14 protein-coding genes and 4 pseudogenes are annotated in these 16,683 nt (G+C 64.3%); 15 read left to right on the plus strand and 3 right to left on the minus strand.

Features of this window, described 5'->3' with window-relative positions:
* Positions 1 to 3: 3 nt before the first annotated feature.
* Positions 4 to 1,228, minus strand: a pseudogene (locus tag ABTV10_RS26825) (IS110 family RNA-guided transposase).
* A gap of 222 nt (positions 1,229 to 1,450) precedes the next feature.
* Here ABTV10_RS26825 and ABTV10_RS26830 point away from each other — a divergent pair.
* A pseudogene (locus tag ABTV10_RS26830) lies at positions 1,451 to 1,978 on the plus strand (IS30 family transposase); the annotation flags it as partial.
* 7 nt (positions 1,979 to 1,985) lie between these two features.
* Here ABTV10_RS26830 and ABTV10_RS26835 read toward each other — a convergent pair.
* Both ABTV10_RS26835 and ABTV10_RS26840 read right to left on the minus strand, forming a co-directional pair.
* Positions 1,986 to 2,612: pseudogene (locus ABTV10_RS26835) on the minus strand (IS3 family transposase); the annotation flags it as partial.
* Between the two features lie 2 nt (positions 2,613 to 2,614).
* A pseudogene (locus tag ABTV10_RS26840) lies at positions 2,615 to 2,929 on the minus strand (transposase); the annotation flags it as partial.
* A gap of 313 nt (positions 2,930 to 3,242) precedes the next feature.
* Between ABTV10_RS26840 and ABTV10_RS26845 the strand changes: the two are divergent.
* The 14 genes from ABTV10_RS26845 (at position 3,243) to ABTV10_RS26910 (ending at position 16,640) form a co-directional block, all read left to right on the plus strand.
* Complete coding sequence (locus ABTV10_RS26845; RefSeq protein WP_499035338.1) at positions 3,243 to 3,776, plus strand: hypothetical protein; 534 nt, start codon at positions 3,243 to 3,245, stop codon at positions 3,774 to 3,776.
* 31 nt (positions 3,777 to 3,807) lie between these two features.
* On the plus strand, positions 3,808 to 4,797 hold the full coding sequence (gene gmd / locus ABTV10_RS26850) for a GDP-mannose 4,6-dehydratase (protein ID WP_499035340.1): 990 nt from the start codon (positions 3,808 to 3,810) through the stop codon (positions 4,795 to 4,797).
* Positions 4,798 to 4,973: 176 nt separating this feature from the next.
* Positions 4,974 to 5,693 carry an FkbM family methyltransferase gene (locus ABTV10_RS26855; RefSeq protein WP_499035342.1) on the plus strand — a complete coding sequence of 240 codons (720 nt, stop codon included), beginning with the start codon at positions 4,974 to 4,976 and terminating at the stop codon, positions 5,691 to 5,693.
* A gap of 2 nt (positions 5,694 to 5,695) precedes the next feature.
* Complete coding sequence (locus ABTV10_RS26860; RefSeq protein ID WP_499035344.1) at positions 5,696 to 7,438, plus strand: N-acyl-D-amino-acid deacylase family protein; 1,743 nt, start codon at positions 5,696 to 5,698, stop codon at positions 7,436 to 7,438.
* A 43-nt stretch (positions 7,439 to 7,481) separates the two neighbouring features.
* Entirely contained in the window at positions 7,482 to 8,717 is a 1,236-nt protein-coding gene (locus ABTV10_RS26865; protein ID WP_499035346.1) for an aspartate aminotransferase family protein, read from the plus strand.
* Entirely contained in the window at positions 8,714 to 8,971 is a 258-nt protein-coding gene (locus ABTV10_RS26870) for an acyl carrier protein (protein ID WP_499035348.1), read from the plus strand. Before ABTV10_RS26865 ends, ABTV10_RS26870 begins: the two co-directional genes overlap by 4 nt.
* The gene (locus ABTV10_RS26875) at positions 8,968 to 10,143 is read left to right on the plus strand and encodes a beta-ketoacyl synthase N-terminal-like domain-containing protein (protein ID WP_499035349.1); all 1,176 of its coding nucleotides are present in this window, start codon (positions 8,968 to 8,970) and stop codon (positions 10,141 to 10,143) included. Before ABTV10_RS26870 ends, ABTV10_RS26875 begins: the two co-directional genes overlap by 4 nt.
* A 98-nt stretch (positions 10,144 to 10,241) precedes the next feature.
* A complete protein-coding gene (locus ABTV10_RS26880; RefSeq protein WP_499035351.1) occupies positions 10,242 to 10,898 on the plus strand; it encodes a hypothetical protein in 657 nt (218 codons plus the stop codon).
* A complete protein-coding gene (locus ABTV10_RS26885) occupies positions 10,895 to 12,259 on the plus strand; it encodes a class I adenylate-forming enzyme family protein (RefSeq protein WP_499035353.1) in 1,365 nt (454 codons plus the stop codon). Before ABTV10_RS26880 ends, ABTV10_RS26885 begins: the two co-directional genes overlap by 4 nt.
* 15 nt (positions 12,260 to 12,274) lie before the next feature.
* A complete protein-coding gene (locus ABTV10_RS26890) occupies positions 12,275 to 12,571 on the plus strand; it encodes a phosphopantetheine-binding protein (protein ID WP_499035354.1) in 297 nt (98 codons plus the stop codon).
* 140 nt (positions 12,572 to 12,711) lie between these two features.
* Complete coding sequence (locus ABTV10_RS26895) at positions 12,712 to 13,608, plus strand: cysteine peptidase family C39 domain-containing protein (RefSeq protein ID WP_499035355.1); 897 nt, start codon at positions 12,712 to 12,714, stop codon at positions 13,606 to 13,608.
* Positions 13,605 to 14,348 (plus strand): SDR family oxidoreductase, encoded by a 744-nt coding sequence (locus tag ABTV10_RS26900; RefSeq protein WP_499035357.1) that lies wholly within the window; start codon positions 13,605 to 13,607, stop codon positions 14,346 to 14,348. The genes ABTV10_RS26895 and ABTV10_RS26900 overlap by 4 nt, the downstream gene beginning before the upstream one ends.
* A 25-nt stretch (positions 14,349 to 14,373) precedes the next feature.
* A complete protein-coding gene (locus ABTV10_RS26905; RefSeq protein ID WP_499035359.1) occupies positions 14,374 to 15,660 on the plus strand; it encodes a glycosyltransferase in 1,287 nt (428 codons plus the stop codon).
* A complete protein-coding gene (locus ABTV10_RS26910) occupies positions 15,657 to 16,640 on the plus strand; it encodes a Gfo/Idh/MocA family protein (RefSeq protein WP_499035361.1) in 984 nt (327 codons plus the stop codon). The genes ABTV10_RS26905 and ABTV10_RS26910 overlap by 4 nt, the downstream gene beginning before the upstream one ends.
* Positions 16,641 to 16,683: the final 43 nt, after the last annotated feature.

The following is a 16,683-nucleotide window of genomic DNA, read 5'->3' on the forward strand; positions in this document are numbered from 1 at the left end:
TTGTCAAGCAGCCGGAGCGAGGTTCACTGGGTCCGGTTCCTGGTAGAGGGTGCGGTCGCGCAGCATCGCCCACAAGGTGGCGATCCGCCGGCGAGCAAGAGCGATCAACGCCTGCTTGTGACTCTTCCCTTCGGCGCGTTTGCGGTCGTAGAACGTCCGTGAGGCGCGACTGTTCTTCAGGCTCGACAGCGCCGCGAGGTAGCAGGTGCGCATCAGGCGCCGATTGAAGCGGCGTGGCCGATGGTGGTTGCCGCTGATCCTGCCCGAGTCGCGTGGAGCAGGAGCAACACCGGCGACAGACGCCAGCCGATCCACCGTCCCGAACGCTGCCAGATCACCACCTGTGTTGGCCAGGAACGTTGCCGCCAGCACGATGCCGAACCCGGGCAGGCTGGGTGAGGATCTCGGCGTCGCGGTGCTCGGCGAATCGTTCGGCGATCATCGCATCGATCTCGGCGATCTCCCCATCGAGCGCCGTGATCTTGGATGCCAGGCGTGCCACGAGCGCAGCGCCCATCGACTGCGTTTGCAGCGTGGTGTGCTGAGCCCCCGCGGCGGTGACCGCCTTGGCTGCCATCTGAGAGCTGTTGCGGCAGCCGCGTTTACGCAGCCATGTCGCAAGCCGGGTTGCACCCATGCGCCGGATAGCGTCGGCGGTCTGGAACCCGCGGGGCAAGACCAACGGCGCCTTCTTGGAGTAGTCGAATGCTGCTTCGAGGGCGGGGAAGTACTCCAGCAGCAGGGCCCGCAACCGATTGATCATCCGGACCCGGTCGTAGACCAAGTCCGTGCGGTGCGAGGTGAGCAGCCGCAGATCGGTGCTGATCTGGTCGCCGCCTCGGAGAGGTTGCAGATCTCTGCGCATCCGGGCCTGGTCGGCGATGATCCGCGCGTCCTTCGCATCGGTCTTGCCGTCACCGCGATACGTCGCCGCGGCGTGGTGAACGATCCGCCCGGGAATGTAGAGCACCTGCTGGCCGTGGGCCTCGAGCAACGCGATCAGCAGCGCCGGACCACCGGTATTGAGGTCCGTCGCCCACACCACCGGATCACCGTCCGCCATCGCAAGCACTGCCGCGATCAGGTCGAGCAACGCGCTCTCGTCGTTGTCGACCCTCTTCGAGAAGACCACTGCGCCAGCCGAATCCAGCACGACGCAGTGATGCGCACGTTTACCCGCATCGATCCCAGCCCACAACTCGCTCACGCAGTACCTCCAGATCGTCATCCCTCACAGGCGTCTCCTTGCCTGACAGCCGCGCCGACACGTCCTTACCCAACGATCTGTGCGCGAGTCTCAATGAGCGGTCGAGCTGACAGCAGGACAGCGGGCGGCCATTCCCAGTGAGCCGTCACACCGGCAGGGAGATCTCAGCCATACCCGCTGTCCCAAGGAGAGCGATCACGACCCTACGACCGGCCATGACATCGCCCACCACTACAACGTAAGGAAGGGGATTTGGTGATCGGGTTGCAGCGCAGCGCGATCGGCACCCTGGTCGAGCGGACGACGAGGTTCACGATGCTCATCCCTCTTCCTCGCGAGAACGGCTACGGGATCGTCCCACGCACGAAGAACGGGCCCGCCCTCGCCGGCTACGGAGCCGTGACGATGACAAATGCCCTCGCACAAGCAATCACAGCTCTGCCGGATCACCTGCGCCGCTCCGTCACCTGGGATCGGGGCAAGGAACTCTCCGATCATGCCCGGTTCACCGCTCATACAGGCGTGAAGGTCTACTTCGCCGATCCCAAGAGCCCGTGGCAACGCGGCACCAACGAAAACACCAATGGACTACTGCGCCAGTACTTCCCGAAAGGTACAGATCTGTCCCGGTGGAGCGCCGAGGAGATCGCCACGATCGCCCACACCCTCAACACATGACCCCGCAAGGCACTCGGATGGAAGACACCCGCCGAAGCCCTCAGCAAACACCTACGATCGATCCAGCAGCCCGGTGTTGCATCGACCGGTTGAATCCGCCTTGCGACCCGCGGTCGTGGTGATGAATCAGCCCGGACAGATCATCGATGCCCTCGCGCCCTCGGGTCCAGATCGCGTGTTCGATCGCGTCGAGTACCAGCTGTGAGGTCATGGTGGTCGCGGTGCGCCACCCGACGATCCGGCGGGCGTACGCATCAACCACGAACGCCACGTACACCCACCCTGACCACGTCGACACATACGTGAAGTCCGCTACCCACGACAGATTCGGCGCCTCCGGACAGAACTGACGTTGCACCAGATCGTCCGGACGCCCCGCCTGGGGATCTGCGATCGTGGTGCGTTTAGCCTTGCCGCGGCGGGCTCCGTCGAGGCCGAGGTCGCCCATCAGGCGTTCGACCGTGCAGCGGGCCACCTCGACGCCCTCCCGGTGGCATTGCAGCCACACCTTCCGGGCGCCGTACACCGAGTAGTTCTCCCGGTGGACCCGGGCGATCTCGACCTTGAGTTCCTCGTCACGGACCTGTCGCTTCGAGGGCTGTCGCCGGCGGGCGCAGGCGTCGTAGTAGGTGGACGGCGCGATCTTGCAGCCGTGTGCGGTCAGCACGCGGCAGATCGGCGGGGTGCCGTACTCCTGCTTGTGTTCGTCGATGTAGTCGACGATCACCGATTGCGGCGGTCGAGCTCCGCCGCGAAGAAAGTCGAGGCAGACTTCAGAATATCGTTGGCGCGTTTGAGTTCTCGATTCTCGGCCCGGAGCCGGCGGAGTTCCTCGGCAATCTCGCTGGTGACCCCGGGACGCTTCCCCGCATCAACCTGATCGCGACGAACCCAGTTCAACAGGGTCTGCGCCGACCCGATGCCCAACTTGGCGGCAACCGACTCGATCGCCGCCCACTCCGACGAATACTCGCCACGCACCTCGGCGACCATCCGCACGGCCCGCTCACGCAGCTCGGCCGGGTACTTCCTCGAACCTGACATGACTCCATCCTTCACAAGAGATGAAGTCTCCGGACTCACCGGGGCGATTCAAGGTTGCCCGGTTGCCTTCCGAGCAGGCAACCAGGCAACCCCTTGTCGGGGTCCGATTCTGCAGCGATGCTGTAGGCAGTCTTCGGCGCACCGGACCGGCCGTTGAGAGTTTTCGAGGCGCAGTATGTGAAAAAACGAATCTTGGGGGGGCAGTATTGGTCTTGAAACCGCGTCAAGGTTCCCCGATCGAGCAGCATCCCACTTCGCTGGCATGGGAGACGAATCCCCGTTCAGGGTAGGCGGGTCAACCGATGGAGTTCATATGCATTCGTTCGCTCCTGAATACGAAGAAGGCTATACCTCACATGGTTCGCTGCCGGAATTTTCGTCGGCGCCACCGCAGACACGGATGCTGCTCTGTGCGGACAGTTCGACAACCGTCCTGCTCGAAGCACTACTTGCCGACCGCCTGAAGGTGCAAGTCGAACAGCAATGTCTGATACGCGCTGACGACGTTCCGGACATTGGCTGCGATCTTCTGGGTGCTGAACCTTCAGCGATTGTGGTCGACCGGAAGTCTCGAATTCTGACCACCAGCCACGACGTCATCAGCGTCAATCGCGTGATCATCTCCGGTCCGGAAAGAGACGCACTTGTTCCGATCGATGACGAATTGCTTGGACCGCACCTACGCAAGATTGGCCTAGCTATGAAACGGAAACCCCTCGCAGCTGGCCGGGATATTTGGCCTGTGGACGGAATGGAGTGCTGCAGCAAGGCGTACATTATCGACTGCAACTCTGCGGGGCGCGTGTACGTGCACGAGCGGTTCAATCCGCAATTCATCCCACTGTAATTCGTCCCCCGCGATAAGGAGGCAGTGCCCCATGAAACGTGCACTGATTACCGGCGTTACGGGTCAGGATGGTTCCTATCTCGCCGAACTGCTACTGGCCAAGGACTACGAGGTGCACGGTATAGTGCGGCGGAGTTCGTCGTTCAATACTCGACGACTCGATCACATATATCGAGATCCGCATGAATCCGGACGCCGCCTTATTCTGCATTATGGTGACGTTTGCGATTCGAGCAGGCTTGCGACTCTATTGGCTCGAATTAAGCCGGACGAAGTTTACAATCTAGCCGCGCAATCGCACGTTCGTGTCAGTTTCGACGAGCCAGAATATACGGGCGACGTCACCGGAATCGGCACAACAAGACTCCTGGAAGCCATCATGATGGCAAATGTGAACACCCGCTTCTATCAGGCCTCTTCGTCTGAGATGTTCGGAGCCGCCCCGCCGCCGCAGAGCGAAGAAACCACCTTCTATCCCCGCAGCCCGTACGGTGCTGCAAAAGTCTATAGCTATTGGATGACCAGAAACTACCGCGAGGCGCATGGAATCTACGGAGTCAACGGAATTCTCTTTAATCATGAATCGCCTCGGCGGGGTGAGACGTTCGTAACGCGAAAGATCGCCAAGGCTGCCGCGCGAATCAAATCGGGTCTGCAGTCGCGCCTATATCTGGGCAACCTCGACGCGATTCGGGATTGGGGGTACGCGCCGGAATATGTAGAGGGAATGTGGCAAATGATGCAACTTGACGAGCCCGACGACTACGTATTGGCGACGGGTGTGGGGACCACCGTACGCGAATTTGCCGATCAGTGTTTCGCACATGTGGGACTCGACTGGCGCGAGTTCGTCCACCACGACGAGGCATACACGCGCCCCGCGGAAGTTGAGTCCCTAATCGGGGATGCCGGCAAGGCCCGAACTGCATTCGGCTGGAAGGCGCAAACCTCGACCGAGGAACTGGCCCGGATCATGGTCGACGCCGAGCTGCAACTGCCAGAGGGGGCGTGGGCGCGTTGACCAACGGCATAGACGCCACATGGCGTGCTTCTCTGGATCGTCGGGCCCGCGGGGGAGTGCAGGAACGGCTGCGGCATCCCGTGCGGACCTCCTTCCCCACTGTTGGGAACCTGCGGGCTCGCCGCCATCGCGGCATCGGAGGACGCTCCACCGCTCGAACATTCTGGGGCCAGCGGATGACGATCGCTCTGCCAGAAGAAGTGTCAATCGCAATTCACCGGCATGGGTTCGTCGACTACGATCTCACCGCTTACCTGCTGGACCATTTGCGCCCGGGTGCAACGGTTCTCGACGTTGGGGCGCATATCGGCTACTACACGATGCTGGCCAGCGCTCTCGTCGGGCCGCAGGGATCAGTGGTCTCGTTCGAGCCGACACCCTCAACTCTGTCAGTGCTGCGCGAGAACGCGGCCCGCCGCCCGAACGTCACTGTCGTTCCTGCTGCAGTGTGGTCTGAACGCGATGTGCTGGTCTTCCACGATCATGGATTGGGATACAGCGCCTACAACTCCGCATTCCAGGCGCGGCTTCCAGAGTCTGTCCGCGTGCGGCTTCCCTCTGAGGAACTCCGGGTCGAGGCGGTGTGCCTGGACGACCACGTTCGTGAGCATGAAATTGTCGTCGACTTCGTCAAGATCGACGCTGAAAGTGCCGAGGCACATGTCCTTTCGGGGATGCGAGAGGTGCTGGCGAGCCAGCGACCTACTCTTTCTCTAGAGGTCGGCGACCTCGACGTCGTGGGCGCGCCACGTAGTCGAGAGCTGATCGAGGCGGTTTTGTCGGCCGGATACCAGGCGTGGGAGCTGAGGCGCGGCGAACCGGTACCGCATGTGCCCCAAGAAGTTTACAGCTACCAGAACCTGATCTTCACGCCAGTGGTACGGAAGGATACGTAGCATTGCATGACTTGGTAATTCGCAACGGAACGGTGTGCGACGGGTCGGGTAGCCCCACCCGCACCGCAGATGTCGCCGTGGACAACGGCATCATCACCAGAGTCGGCCGCGTGGGTAGCGACCGAGGCCGCACCGAAATCGATGCTGAAGGTCATCTGGTCACGCCAGGCTTCGTTGATATCCACACCCATTTCGATGGACAAGTGAGCTGGGATCCCCATCTCACCCCGAGCTGCTGGCACGGCGTGACCAGCGTGGTGATGGGCAACTGCGGCGTCGGTTTCGCGCCCGCTCAACCCGACCGCCACGACTGGCTGATCGGCCTGATGGAGGGTGTCGAGGACATCCCCGGCGCATCACTGTCAGAGGGAATCACTTGGGAATGGGAGACCTTTCCCGAGTACCTCGACGCAGTGGCCAAGGTGCCACGGGCCATTGACGTTGCCGCACAGGTCCCGCACGGCGCGCTGCGCGCATACGTGATGGGTGATCGCGGCGCGGCCAACGAACCGCCAACCGATGATGATCTGGAGCAGATGTGTGGGCTGGTTCGGGAGGGCCTGAAGGCGGGGGCTGTGGGATTCTCAACCTCGCGCACCATGACCCACCTGGCGATCACCGGCGATCCTGTGCCGGGAACCTTCGCTGCCGAAAGAGAACTCTTCTCGTTGGGCGGTGTGCTTGGCGAGGTCGGCACCGGCGTGTTCCAACTCGTGCCTCTGGGTGCAGGCGGCGAGAAGGTCGACGACCCGCTGGGCGAGATCAAATGGATGCGTAAGCTGTCCGCGGCGGTCGGCCGGCCAATCACCTTCGGTCTATTTCAGAACGATAATGACCCTGACGGCTGGCGCGAACTCTTGCAGATTGCGGAAGACGCAGTGGCAGGCGGAGCGGATCTACATCCGCAGGTGGCAGGTCGGCCATTCAGCGTGATCGTCAGCCTCGACTCTACCCATCCGTTCCATAAGCGCCCGTCCTACCGACAGATTGCGCATCTGCCGGCACCGCAGAGGCGTGCCGCGATGCGCGATCCGGCTCTGCGCGAACGGATTCTGGGCGAGCGGCCAGTCGGTGCAGATCCGCGGTCGGCCCTGTTCCCGCAGGGTTACGAGCGGCACTTCCCGATGAGCACCACTTCGCCGAACTACGAACCCGCGGCGGACCAGTCTTTCGATGCGTTGGCTCGGCGCAGCGGAGCGAATCCGGAGGCGCTCATCTACGACTTCCTTAGTTCCGAGGACACGAGCGGAATGATCTTCCGTCCGCTCCTCGGGTATTCGGAATTCACCCTGGACCCAATTCGCGAGATGCTGCTGCATCCCCAGGCGGTGCTGGGGCTCAGCGACGCTGGGGCACACTGCCGGCTGATCTGCGATGCGAGCACTCCAACGTCGATGCTCACGCACTGGGTGCGCGACCGGGATCGCGGCGAGCGACTACCGTTGGAATTCGTTGTCCGCAAGCAGACCTGGGATACCGCGCAGCTGTATGGCCTCCGCGATCGAGGGCTCCTGAGGCCAGGGTTCCGGGCCGATATCAACGTTATCGATCTGGACAATTTGAGCCTGCGCGCGCCGGAGTTCGTGTTCGACCTGCCAGCCGGTGGCGGCCGGCTCATCCAGAAGGCCGACGGTTACGCCGCAACCGTGGTCGCGGGCGAGATCACCTACCGCGATGGGCAGGCGAGTGGTGCGTTGCCAGGCCAGCTGGTGCGTGGGCCGAAGGCCGGACCGGCAGTGTCGTGAACCCGTCGGGCCGAACTATATCACTGCGGGAAAGGACTAAACCATGACCAACTTTGCCAAGAAGCTCTGCCTCGACCGGTCGAGGGAGCTACTCGCCCGTGGCCGGTTGGTCGATGCCACCCTTTCCGAAGAGGACTACGTGATCGAGCGAGACCGGCTCGTCGACGGCGCCTATCCGGTATACGGGGAACGCGCGCGCGGCGCTAGGGTCTGGGATGTCGACGGGAACGAGTATCTCGACTTCATTCTTGCCTACGGGACGATCATCCTCGGTCACGCTGACCCGCTCGTAACCAAGGCTGCACAGCGGGAGATCGAGGAGGGGTTCTCGATCTCGCTGCGAAAACAAGTTCACGTCGAGCTGGCCGAGAGACTAGTGCAGACGATCCCCGGTGCTGAGCGGGTTTTCATACTCAAGACTGGGTCAGATGCAACAAGTGCCGCGGTGCGCCTGGCGCGCGCGTACACCGGCCGCGACCGCTTGGTGCGCTGGGGCTATAACGGTTGGCATGACTGGGCCGCACAGCGCCCAGGTGGCATTCCGGAGACAGTGCGCGGTCAGGTTGCGACATTTCAGTACAACGATCTGGACAGCCTGCGCCAGGTGTTCCGCAGCCACCCCGACGAGATCGCTTGCCTACTATTGATGCCGTTCGAACTCGACAGCCCAGCACCGGGATTCCTACAGGGCGCGATCGACCTGGCGCACGAGCATGGTGCGCTGGTCGTGTTCGACGAGATGCGCTCAGGATTCCGCGTCGCGCTAGGTGGCGCGCAGGAATTGTTCGGCGTGCAAGCCGATTTGGCGACCTTCAGTAAGGCGATGGCCAATGGTTGGGCGGTATCAGCCCTGACCGGTCGCGCCGATGTGATGGCAATGGTCGGGAAAACCCATATCTCATCCACGTTTTACTCCAATACGGTCTCGATGGCAGCAGCGGTGGCCACGATCGATCAGCTCGCCGACGGGACAGCATTGGCCCGAGTGAAGGCGATGGGCACACGCTTGCAGGACGGGCTTGCGCGGCTGGTACACAAGTACGGGGTTCCCGCCGAAGTACGTGGGGTGCCCCAAATGCCGTTTCTGGCCTTCACCCATCCTGACGAAAAACGCTCACGCCTGTTGCAGGACACGTTTTTCGCGGAGACTACGCGGCGCGGCGTGATGCTGCACCCGACACACCACTGGTTCGTGTGCGCAGCCATTACTGACGCCGATATCGATTACGTGTTGGAGGCCGGCGACGAGGCAATGCGACTCGCGGCTGGTGTGGCATGAGACCGAACACAGATCTGGAAGTCCTCGCGCTGGTGCGGGCCCGCCTGGCTCGACGGCTAGGCGAGGACGAGGCGCTGCCCTGGCTGAGCGACACGGAGTCGCTCGCCGCGGCCGGAGTGGATTCGGTGCTGCTCATCGGAGTTATCAGTGAGCTGGAGCAGGAACTTGGTGTCGCGCTGAGCGACGATGCGGTGCTGGAGTCGTCGAGCATCGGTTCGCTCGCGGCCGAGCTGAATCGGGGATCACAACGATGAAGATGACAACGCGCGTCGACCCAGTAAGGGCGGCGCAGGAAGCCACGCGGAATGCAGTGGCGATCACCGGCATGGGTGCGTGTAGCCCGGGCGGGATCGGGGTGCCCGCGCTGTGGGAGGCGCTGTCTCGAGGTGAGTCACATCTGCCGCCTATCACCAGGTTCGATGTCGCGGGTGCGACGGTGCGTTCCGCGGGCCAGGTACCAGGACACGCGGTCGACGAGGACGGCTGGAGGGTTCTCGACCTCGCTGAAACCGCGGTTCGAGAGTCTATTGCAGGCTTCGACGACTCCTTGCTGGCGCGGACCGCGCTCGTGTTGGGTACGACCGATCCCGGTGTGGTGCCACCGCGGTCAGGACACCTGGCGGGCGACCTAGCTGCGGCGTGCGCGGAGCGAATCGGTCTGGGTGGTGAGGCGATTACCGTCGCAAGCGCGTCCGCCGCCGGCGCGACGGCTATCGGTATCGCGCGCGATCTAGTCGCATCCGGTGCCGCATCCGCCGCCGTTGCGGGTGGTGCGGACGCGGTGACCGATATGGCGTTCCTCGGGCTAAATTCACTGCGCACTCTCGGCCCAGAAGGATGCAAGCCGTTCAGTTCCCAGCGGCGAGGAATCGGGCTTTCCGAGGGTGCGGCGGTGCTGCGGTTGGAACCGCTCGACTACTGCTCCCCGGGTGGGGCCGCCGCCCCGAGGGCCGTGCTGGCGGGGTGCGGGCTGACCAACGCCACCGGACATCTGGCCGCCCCTGGCTCGGATGGGATCGAATTGTCTGTGCGACTCGCACTGTCCGATGCCGGAGTGGCCCCCGACGAGATCGACTTCATCAACACCCACGGTCCCGGTACCCGTCGCGGTGACGATGCCGAGATCGACGCGCTACGTGCGGTATTCGGCGAGCACCTGAGTTCAGTCCCAGTCAACAGCGTCAAAGGTGTGCTCTGGCATCTACAGGGCGGAGCGGGTGCGGTAGAGGCGCTCGCCTGTGTGCTATCGCTGGCTCATCAGGCGGTCACACCCACCTGGGGTTCCGAGCCCGTGGACCCGACCTACTCGGACCTCGACCTCGTTGGCGGGAGCAAGCCACGACGTGTTCCAGGACTACGAACCGCCCTCACCATCTCGTGCGGGCTCGGTGGCATGAATACCGCTCTCGTCATTCGGAGGCCATGATGAATAGCTCGATCGTGATCACCGCCGCGGCTTCGGGACCGGTCGACACCACCAACCTGTGGCGAGCACACACTGCCGGGGCGGATGGTAGGCGGGAGGTGAACACTCTCACCCGTGAGCTGCCTGAGCGAATCAGCGAGATCGCGGGCACTGCACTAAATAACGGGCCAGATCCGGATCGCACTGGCTGCGTCATGGGCTCGGTCTACGGAACCGGTCACGTCGCGGAGACCATCAGGGCCCGGCTCGACGCGGGGGCGCGGTCCTCGCTGGCGCCGGAGTCCTTCATCTACTTCAATCCTCATGGCGTCACGTCGCTGCTGTGCCTACGGCATCGTCTGCGGGGTTTCAGCGCAACAGTCCTAGGCGTGGCTGCGGGAATGCAGGCACTGGCGGTTGCGCTACGCAGGCTGCGGCTAGACGGGCGCCAGGCGGTCTTGTGCGGCGGCTACGAGCTGCTGAGCCCGGCCGCAGCGGCGTCGCTGGGCAGCGACCTCACCGATGGTTGGGCGGGATTCCTACTGCTTGAGACCGCCGATTCTGCACGTACTCGCGGAGCCGAGGTGCTGGCCGAGATCGGCGCCGTGGACACAGGACCGGTGGTGAGTTGTCCGGTCGCCGACGTCCGGGCGACTGCGACAATCACGACTATCGCGGAAGCACTGACCCGGCGGGCTCACCTGACGGATCCAGTGACGGCGGTCGCGGTAGGCAGACGACAAACCTATCGATGCACAGTGAGGGCCGCGGAATGAACACAAACGGCACACTCCTAGATGTCATTAACCGCCACATCCGCGAGGGCAGGGGCGACCGACCGGCCGTCATCGATTCGCGTGGGACAACCACCTACGCCGAGCTCGCGCGGGCCGTGGAGGAACGCGCCCGCGAACTCCTGACGGCTGGCGTCAAGGCGGGCACGCCGGTCTGCATCGTGATGACCTCCCGAGTGGATTCCATCGTTGAGTTCGCTGCCGCCAACGCTGCGAACGCGGCTATTCTCGTCCTGCAGGAACGGATGGCTGCGGGCGAGCGCACGGCTGCGTTGGCTGACTTCGACGCCGCGATGGTGATCGGACCGAAGGGGATCGAGCGCCTGAGGCCAGCAACGCGACTCGGTGAAGATCCGACGTTCGCGATGACCAGTTCGGGTACGACCGGGCGGCCAAAGGTAATCTCCAGGGAATGGTCCGGCACGCTGCATAACTCGGCGGTGTTCGCGCAGACATTCGGCATCAATCCCGACGACATTGTGCTCACCACGAGCCCGCTCGGCCACAGCTACGCCATCGAGGCTGGCACTCTCGCGGTCTTCTCCGCCGGAGCATGCCAGCTGGTCCCTGAAGCACCCCTGAGTCCGGCCCAGGCGCGGGTGCTGATCCAGCAGCACCGGCCGACGATCCTGCAGACAGTCCCGATCATTCTCGACTGGTGGGGGCGTTCTGGTATCCCTCTGACGACGGCCTGGCGCAAGTGTGTCAGCGCGGGCGACACGCTGCCCGCCCAGGCAGTCGAGCGATGGCGCGCAGAGGGCGTCCCAGTCTATAACCACTACGGCAATTCGGAGCTGGGGCAGCTAACTCTCGATCCGGAGGGCGGTTCCCTGACGGGCGCTGTGGGACACGCTCTTCCTGAGGTGCAGCTCCGTGCCGGTAACGGTGCCCCCGGACCGGTCGCGGTCCGCTTCCCCGGACTATCTCCGGTGCGGTTCGAGGCCGGCCGAGCAGTTCCGCTGGCCGACACGCATGGGTGGGTAACCACCGGTGACCTCGGTGTGCTCGAGCGAGGTGAGCTCCGGCTGACAGGGCGCAGTGACTTGGTCATCAACATTGGCGGCAACAAGGTCTCCCCGGTCGAGGTTGAGGAGGTCATCCGCTCGCTGCCGGGCGTTCACGATTGCGCAGTCGTGGGTCGCTCCGGACCTGATGGGAGAAGCCAGGTTTGGGCTTTCGTCGAGGCGGGGTCCGATACCTTCGACGCCGCGTCGCTGCGTCGTCAAGCTGGTGCCCTGCTGACGTCGTTCAAAGTGCCCGCGGTGATTCGCCGAGTCGACGCGCTGCCCAGGACTGGCAGCGGGAAGTTACGCCGAAGCTTGCTGATCGAGAACGAGAGCTGACAGAAGGAGCATCACATGACAGAGAACATTAACCCCCCCAGGACCGACAGTGAGCGCGACATCGTCATGGAGCTCATCACCACGGTGTTGTCCGAACGCCCGCACCTGCCAAAGTCGCTCGACGCGTCGACCACCCTGCAGGAGATCGGCATGGATTCGCTCGATCTGATCGTCGTCTTCTCGCGGTTCGAAGAGCGATGGGGCGTGCCCTACAGCGAGGAGGAAACGGACTGGACCGTATTCGAAACCCTCGGGGCGCTGGCAGACACGCTGGCCGCGCGGGCACGCGCCGCCGGTCGCGAGCTGCAATGACTTCGACGGCCCGCCACCAGCTGCCCACCTTCGATCAGCAGGGCGCCCTCGGGTGGCGTGACCGCGCGCTGGACGGGCTGAACTGCGTACTGCGGTGCATCGAGGCGGTACTGCGGTTCCGGGGGCTGGAAGCCCTTGCGGTGGCCCGCGCACTCAACGGCCCCTTGGACCCCGTCGGCCGCGACCTCGCGAAAGACTTCGACGGATGCCGCGTGCACTATCGCACCGCGTTCGACGACGGCACCCGCAACGTACCGTTCGTGCTAGATCGACTCAGCGCGGGCGAGCCAATCATGGTGCTACCGGACCGGTTCCACCTTCCCGGCGACGAGTACGAGGGCCGGTATCATTTCCACGATCACGCGGTGCTTGCAGTGGAGTTCTCGCCGGAGCGTAGCGAGATGACCGTCCTCGACACCGACGGGGATCCCAACGACGGCTTCCGGCGACGCTGGGAGATCACAGAGGCACAGCGTCAGCTTTTCACGTGGGTCGGCGCGGTCGAGCTGACCGCGAAACCGGACAACCGTAGCGGCGAAGAGTACTTCGCTGAGCGAGTGGCGGGCGATACGCCGCTGCTGATCGCAGGAGCCACAGCCCTCGGTGCGCTAATCGATGAATTGGGGGATGAGGGTTTGGGCTTAGTGACCGCCCGAGCTTTGCACATTCTGGCCCTCGGCGACATTCAGCCGCAGCTGTTCATCTACGGTCACGCGCTCGCCTTAACCGCCGACGTCGGACTGCCGCCGGAGGTAGGAGAGGTGCGGGCCGCCGCCCTGGCGGCCCGGGTGTGTGCCAAGCGTCTGGGAACCGCCCTGATCGCCGCGCACGAACACCCCGAACCGCTCACGGTGTATCCGAGGGTGCTTGGACTCGCCCGCCCACTACAGACCGCACTGGATCGACTGGGAGAGGCCCTGGTCGCAGCGGGAGGCGTGCAGGGGCCACATGACCCCGAGGCACTGCCTCGGCTGCGGGAGCGTTTCACGCAAATCGCACGGAACTGCTTCCCGGTCTCCGAGGACGCGGCGACATGACCCCACCCGTGGCGCTAGTGACTGGAGGCTCCGGACCGCTAGGCGGGGCGATTGCGCTCGCGCTTGCCCGATCCGGATACGCGGCGGTGGCCGTGCACGCCCACCACAACGCTGACGCCGCGGAGGCGGTAGCTGGCCAGGTGCGTGCGGCGGGCGCGAAATCCGCTCTCGTGATCGCGGATCTCTCAGAGCCGGACGCGCCTGGGCGAATGGTCGATCAAGTGGAGGCCCAACTCGGCGGGATCGACGCGCTGGTGGTCAACCACGGCGTGCATCGTGACCGGCTCCTGGTCGCCGCCGACGACGCGGAATGGGACGAGCAGATCGATACCAACCTCGCGGGCACGTTCCGCAGTGTGCGGGCGGCGCTGCGGGTGATGACCCGGCGGTCGCAAGGAAGGTTAGTACTGGTGTCTTCCGTGGCCGGGCTTCGCGGACAGCCGGGGCAGGCTGTGTACGCGGCAAGCAAAGCGGGTCTACACGGGCTGACTTGGACGACTGCCCGCGAGTACGGGCGGTTCGGAATCACCTGCAACTGCGTTGCCCCCGGACTGATGGAAGGCACACCCGCACACACGGGGCTCTCCGAGCAGGCCAGGCATTCTGTGATCGAACGGACCCCGCTCCGCCGGCCGGGCCGGGTCGAGGAGGTCGCCGAGGTGGTGGCGTTCCTGTGCTCGCCAGCCGCCTCCTATGTGTCCGGCCAAGTGATCGCGGTCGATGGCGGGATGACGAGCTGATCATGGACAACGAAATGGGATATCCATGAGTGAACGAATTCTGTTCTTCCCCTGGGGGTTCGGTGGCGGCGCAGCCTATACGGGACGATGCCTCGTGCTAGCCGCAACGCTGGCCGAGACCGGCGACGAGGTGATCTTCGCAGATTCCGGACTGAGCGCCATGGTCCACGAGGCCGGATTCCCGGTACTCGAATCCGCCGCCGGGGCACCCCGGCCGAACAACCGGCACTCAGTTCCTCCCTACCTGCCCTTTGCAAATGTGGAACGGGTATTCGCGGTCGCAGCGAGCTTTCACCGCGAGGATCGGGTCCGGGCTCGGATCGCCGCTGACAGGGAGCTGATCGAGCGGTGCCAGCCGACGGCAGTGGTAGTCGACATGGCGCCCACCGCGGCGTTGGCCGCGCGTGCGGCGGGACTACCCGTGATCTCTCTGGCCGACGCGGATTTCGTCACCACGCGGGTCAATGGCTGGATGCCGTGGTCTACGGTGGCCCCGCGGGTCCTGCTCCCCCATCCATCGAGTTTGCCTGTGTGGGATACGATTTCACGCGAATTAGGCTTGGGGCCGGTCGAGCGTGCCGAACACCTACTGTGGGGCGACGTCACACTGATCTCCAGTCATCCCGACTTGGAGCCAGTCGACGGGCCGCCGCACCGCGGTGAGCTGCATTACGTCGGCCCCATGTACTGGAATCCGCCTCGTCCCGCCGGAAATCCGCCACCGAACACCGACCTGCCGAGGATCTATGTCACCGTCGGCAGTGGCGGCACAGTGGGAAGACAAGCGCTGGGAAATATCCTCGACGCTTGCGCCGGACAGCCGTGGACGGTCTACGTGTCCGGTGGCTTCGCCGATATGTCCGGGTTGGCCATCCCGGACAATGTTCATCTCGCCGGATTCACCGGCCTGGACGTGCCATTGGCTTGGGCGGACGTTGTACTCAGCCACGGTGGATCAGCGACGGTGCTTGCCACCCTCCTGCATGGCAAGCCCTCGGTAATCATGCCGTTCATGTCTGAGCAGGAGATGAACGGCCGACATCTGATCGCCGACCGCGGCGCGGGCGTGTTGCTACGCACCAGCACTACCACCTCGCACGGCCGGCTGGCCTTCACCGACCGCTACTCCGGTCCGGCCAAGCAGCCGCAGGTCGGAGCCATCGACATCCGGCAGGGCTTAGCGGAAGTGCTCGACAACCAGGCATTCACGGTGGCCGCACGGCAGTGGGGGATCCGGTTGCGTGAGCGCTGTGCCGCCAGCGACCTGGTGGCACTTGCTCATTCGGTAATCGCGGAGGGGGCGGCCCGATGAGCACACCAGTGATCGGCATAGTCGGCTGCGGCCAGATCGGCGCGATGTACGCCGACCACCTCGACGCCCTCGGGCCGTACGATGTGGTCTGCCTCGACACCGATCTAGATCGATCGGAGAGGCTCGCCCGCGCGGCCAAAAAGGCCACCATCGTGGGAACGGTCGAGGAGCTTATAGACCGAGGCTGCGACGCGGCTCTGGTCACCTCGGCGACCTCAAGCCATCCCGCGCTTGTAGAGTCGCTGGTCCAGGCGGATATCCCCGTGCTGTGCGAGAAGCCGCTCGCCACCGATCTCGATGAGACCGAGCGGATCGGCACGCTCGCTGAAGAGCGCGGCGTCCCGCTGTGGGTCGGGTTCCAGAGGCATTTCGATCCGGGCTTCGCAGATCTGCGCGCGCGGGCGACAGCGGGGCAACTGGGGCGAATCCATCTGCTGCGCTTGGTCTCCCACGATGTAACCCCACCGCCGACCGCGCGGCTGCGCGAGAGTGGCGCCATCTTTACCGACCTGATGCTGCACGACTTCGACCTGGTACGGTGGCTCACCGGTCGTTCGGTCGAACGGGTGAGTGCGGATGGCGGCGCGTTGTCGCGACCGGAACTGGCCGAGATCGACGACTTTGACACAGTGACCGCCATGCTCCGCCTCGACGACGGTACGCTGGCCGTGCTCACCGCAGGCCGCTGGCAGCCTCTGGGCTACGACGTGCGAGCCGAGATCCTGGGGGCGCAGGGCAATTTGCTCGCCGGCGTCAATGAGGCGCAGGAGCCCGGCGCCCAGATCACACCGCATCACAGCGGGTACTGGGATCGATTCGCGAGCGCCTACCGGGCCCAGGTCGAGGCGTTTCTTGTCGAGGTGGCCGGCGGCCCGCACGATCCGGCTGCGGGCTGCTGGCGTGACTCGCACGCCGCCTTGCGCTGCGCGCTGGCCGCCGAACGGTCCGCACGGGCCGGGACGGCACCCACCACTCCATGACCGGACGGGCCCGTGTGATGTCCGGTCCGTCTCAATCAAGAAC

The organism is Paraburkholderia sp. RHO2, assembly GCF_050955445.1.
Classification (GTDB): domain Bacteria; phylum Actinomycetota; class Actinomycetes; order Mycobacteriales; family Mycobacteriaceae; genus Prescottella; species Prescottella agglutinans_A.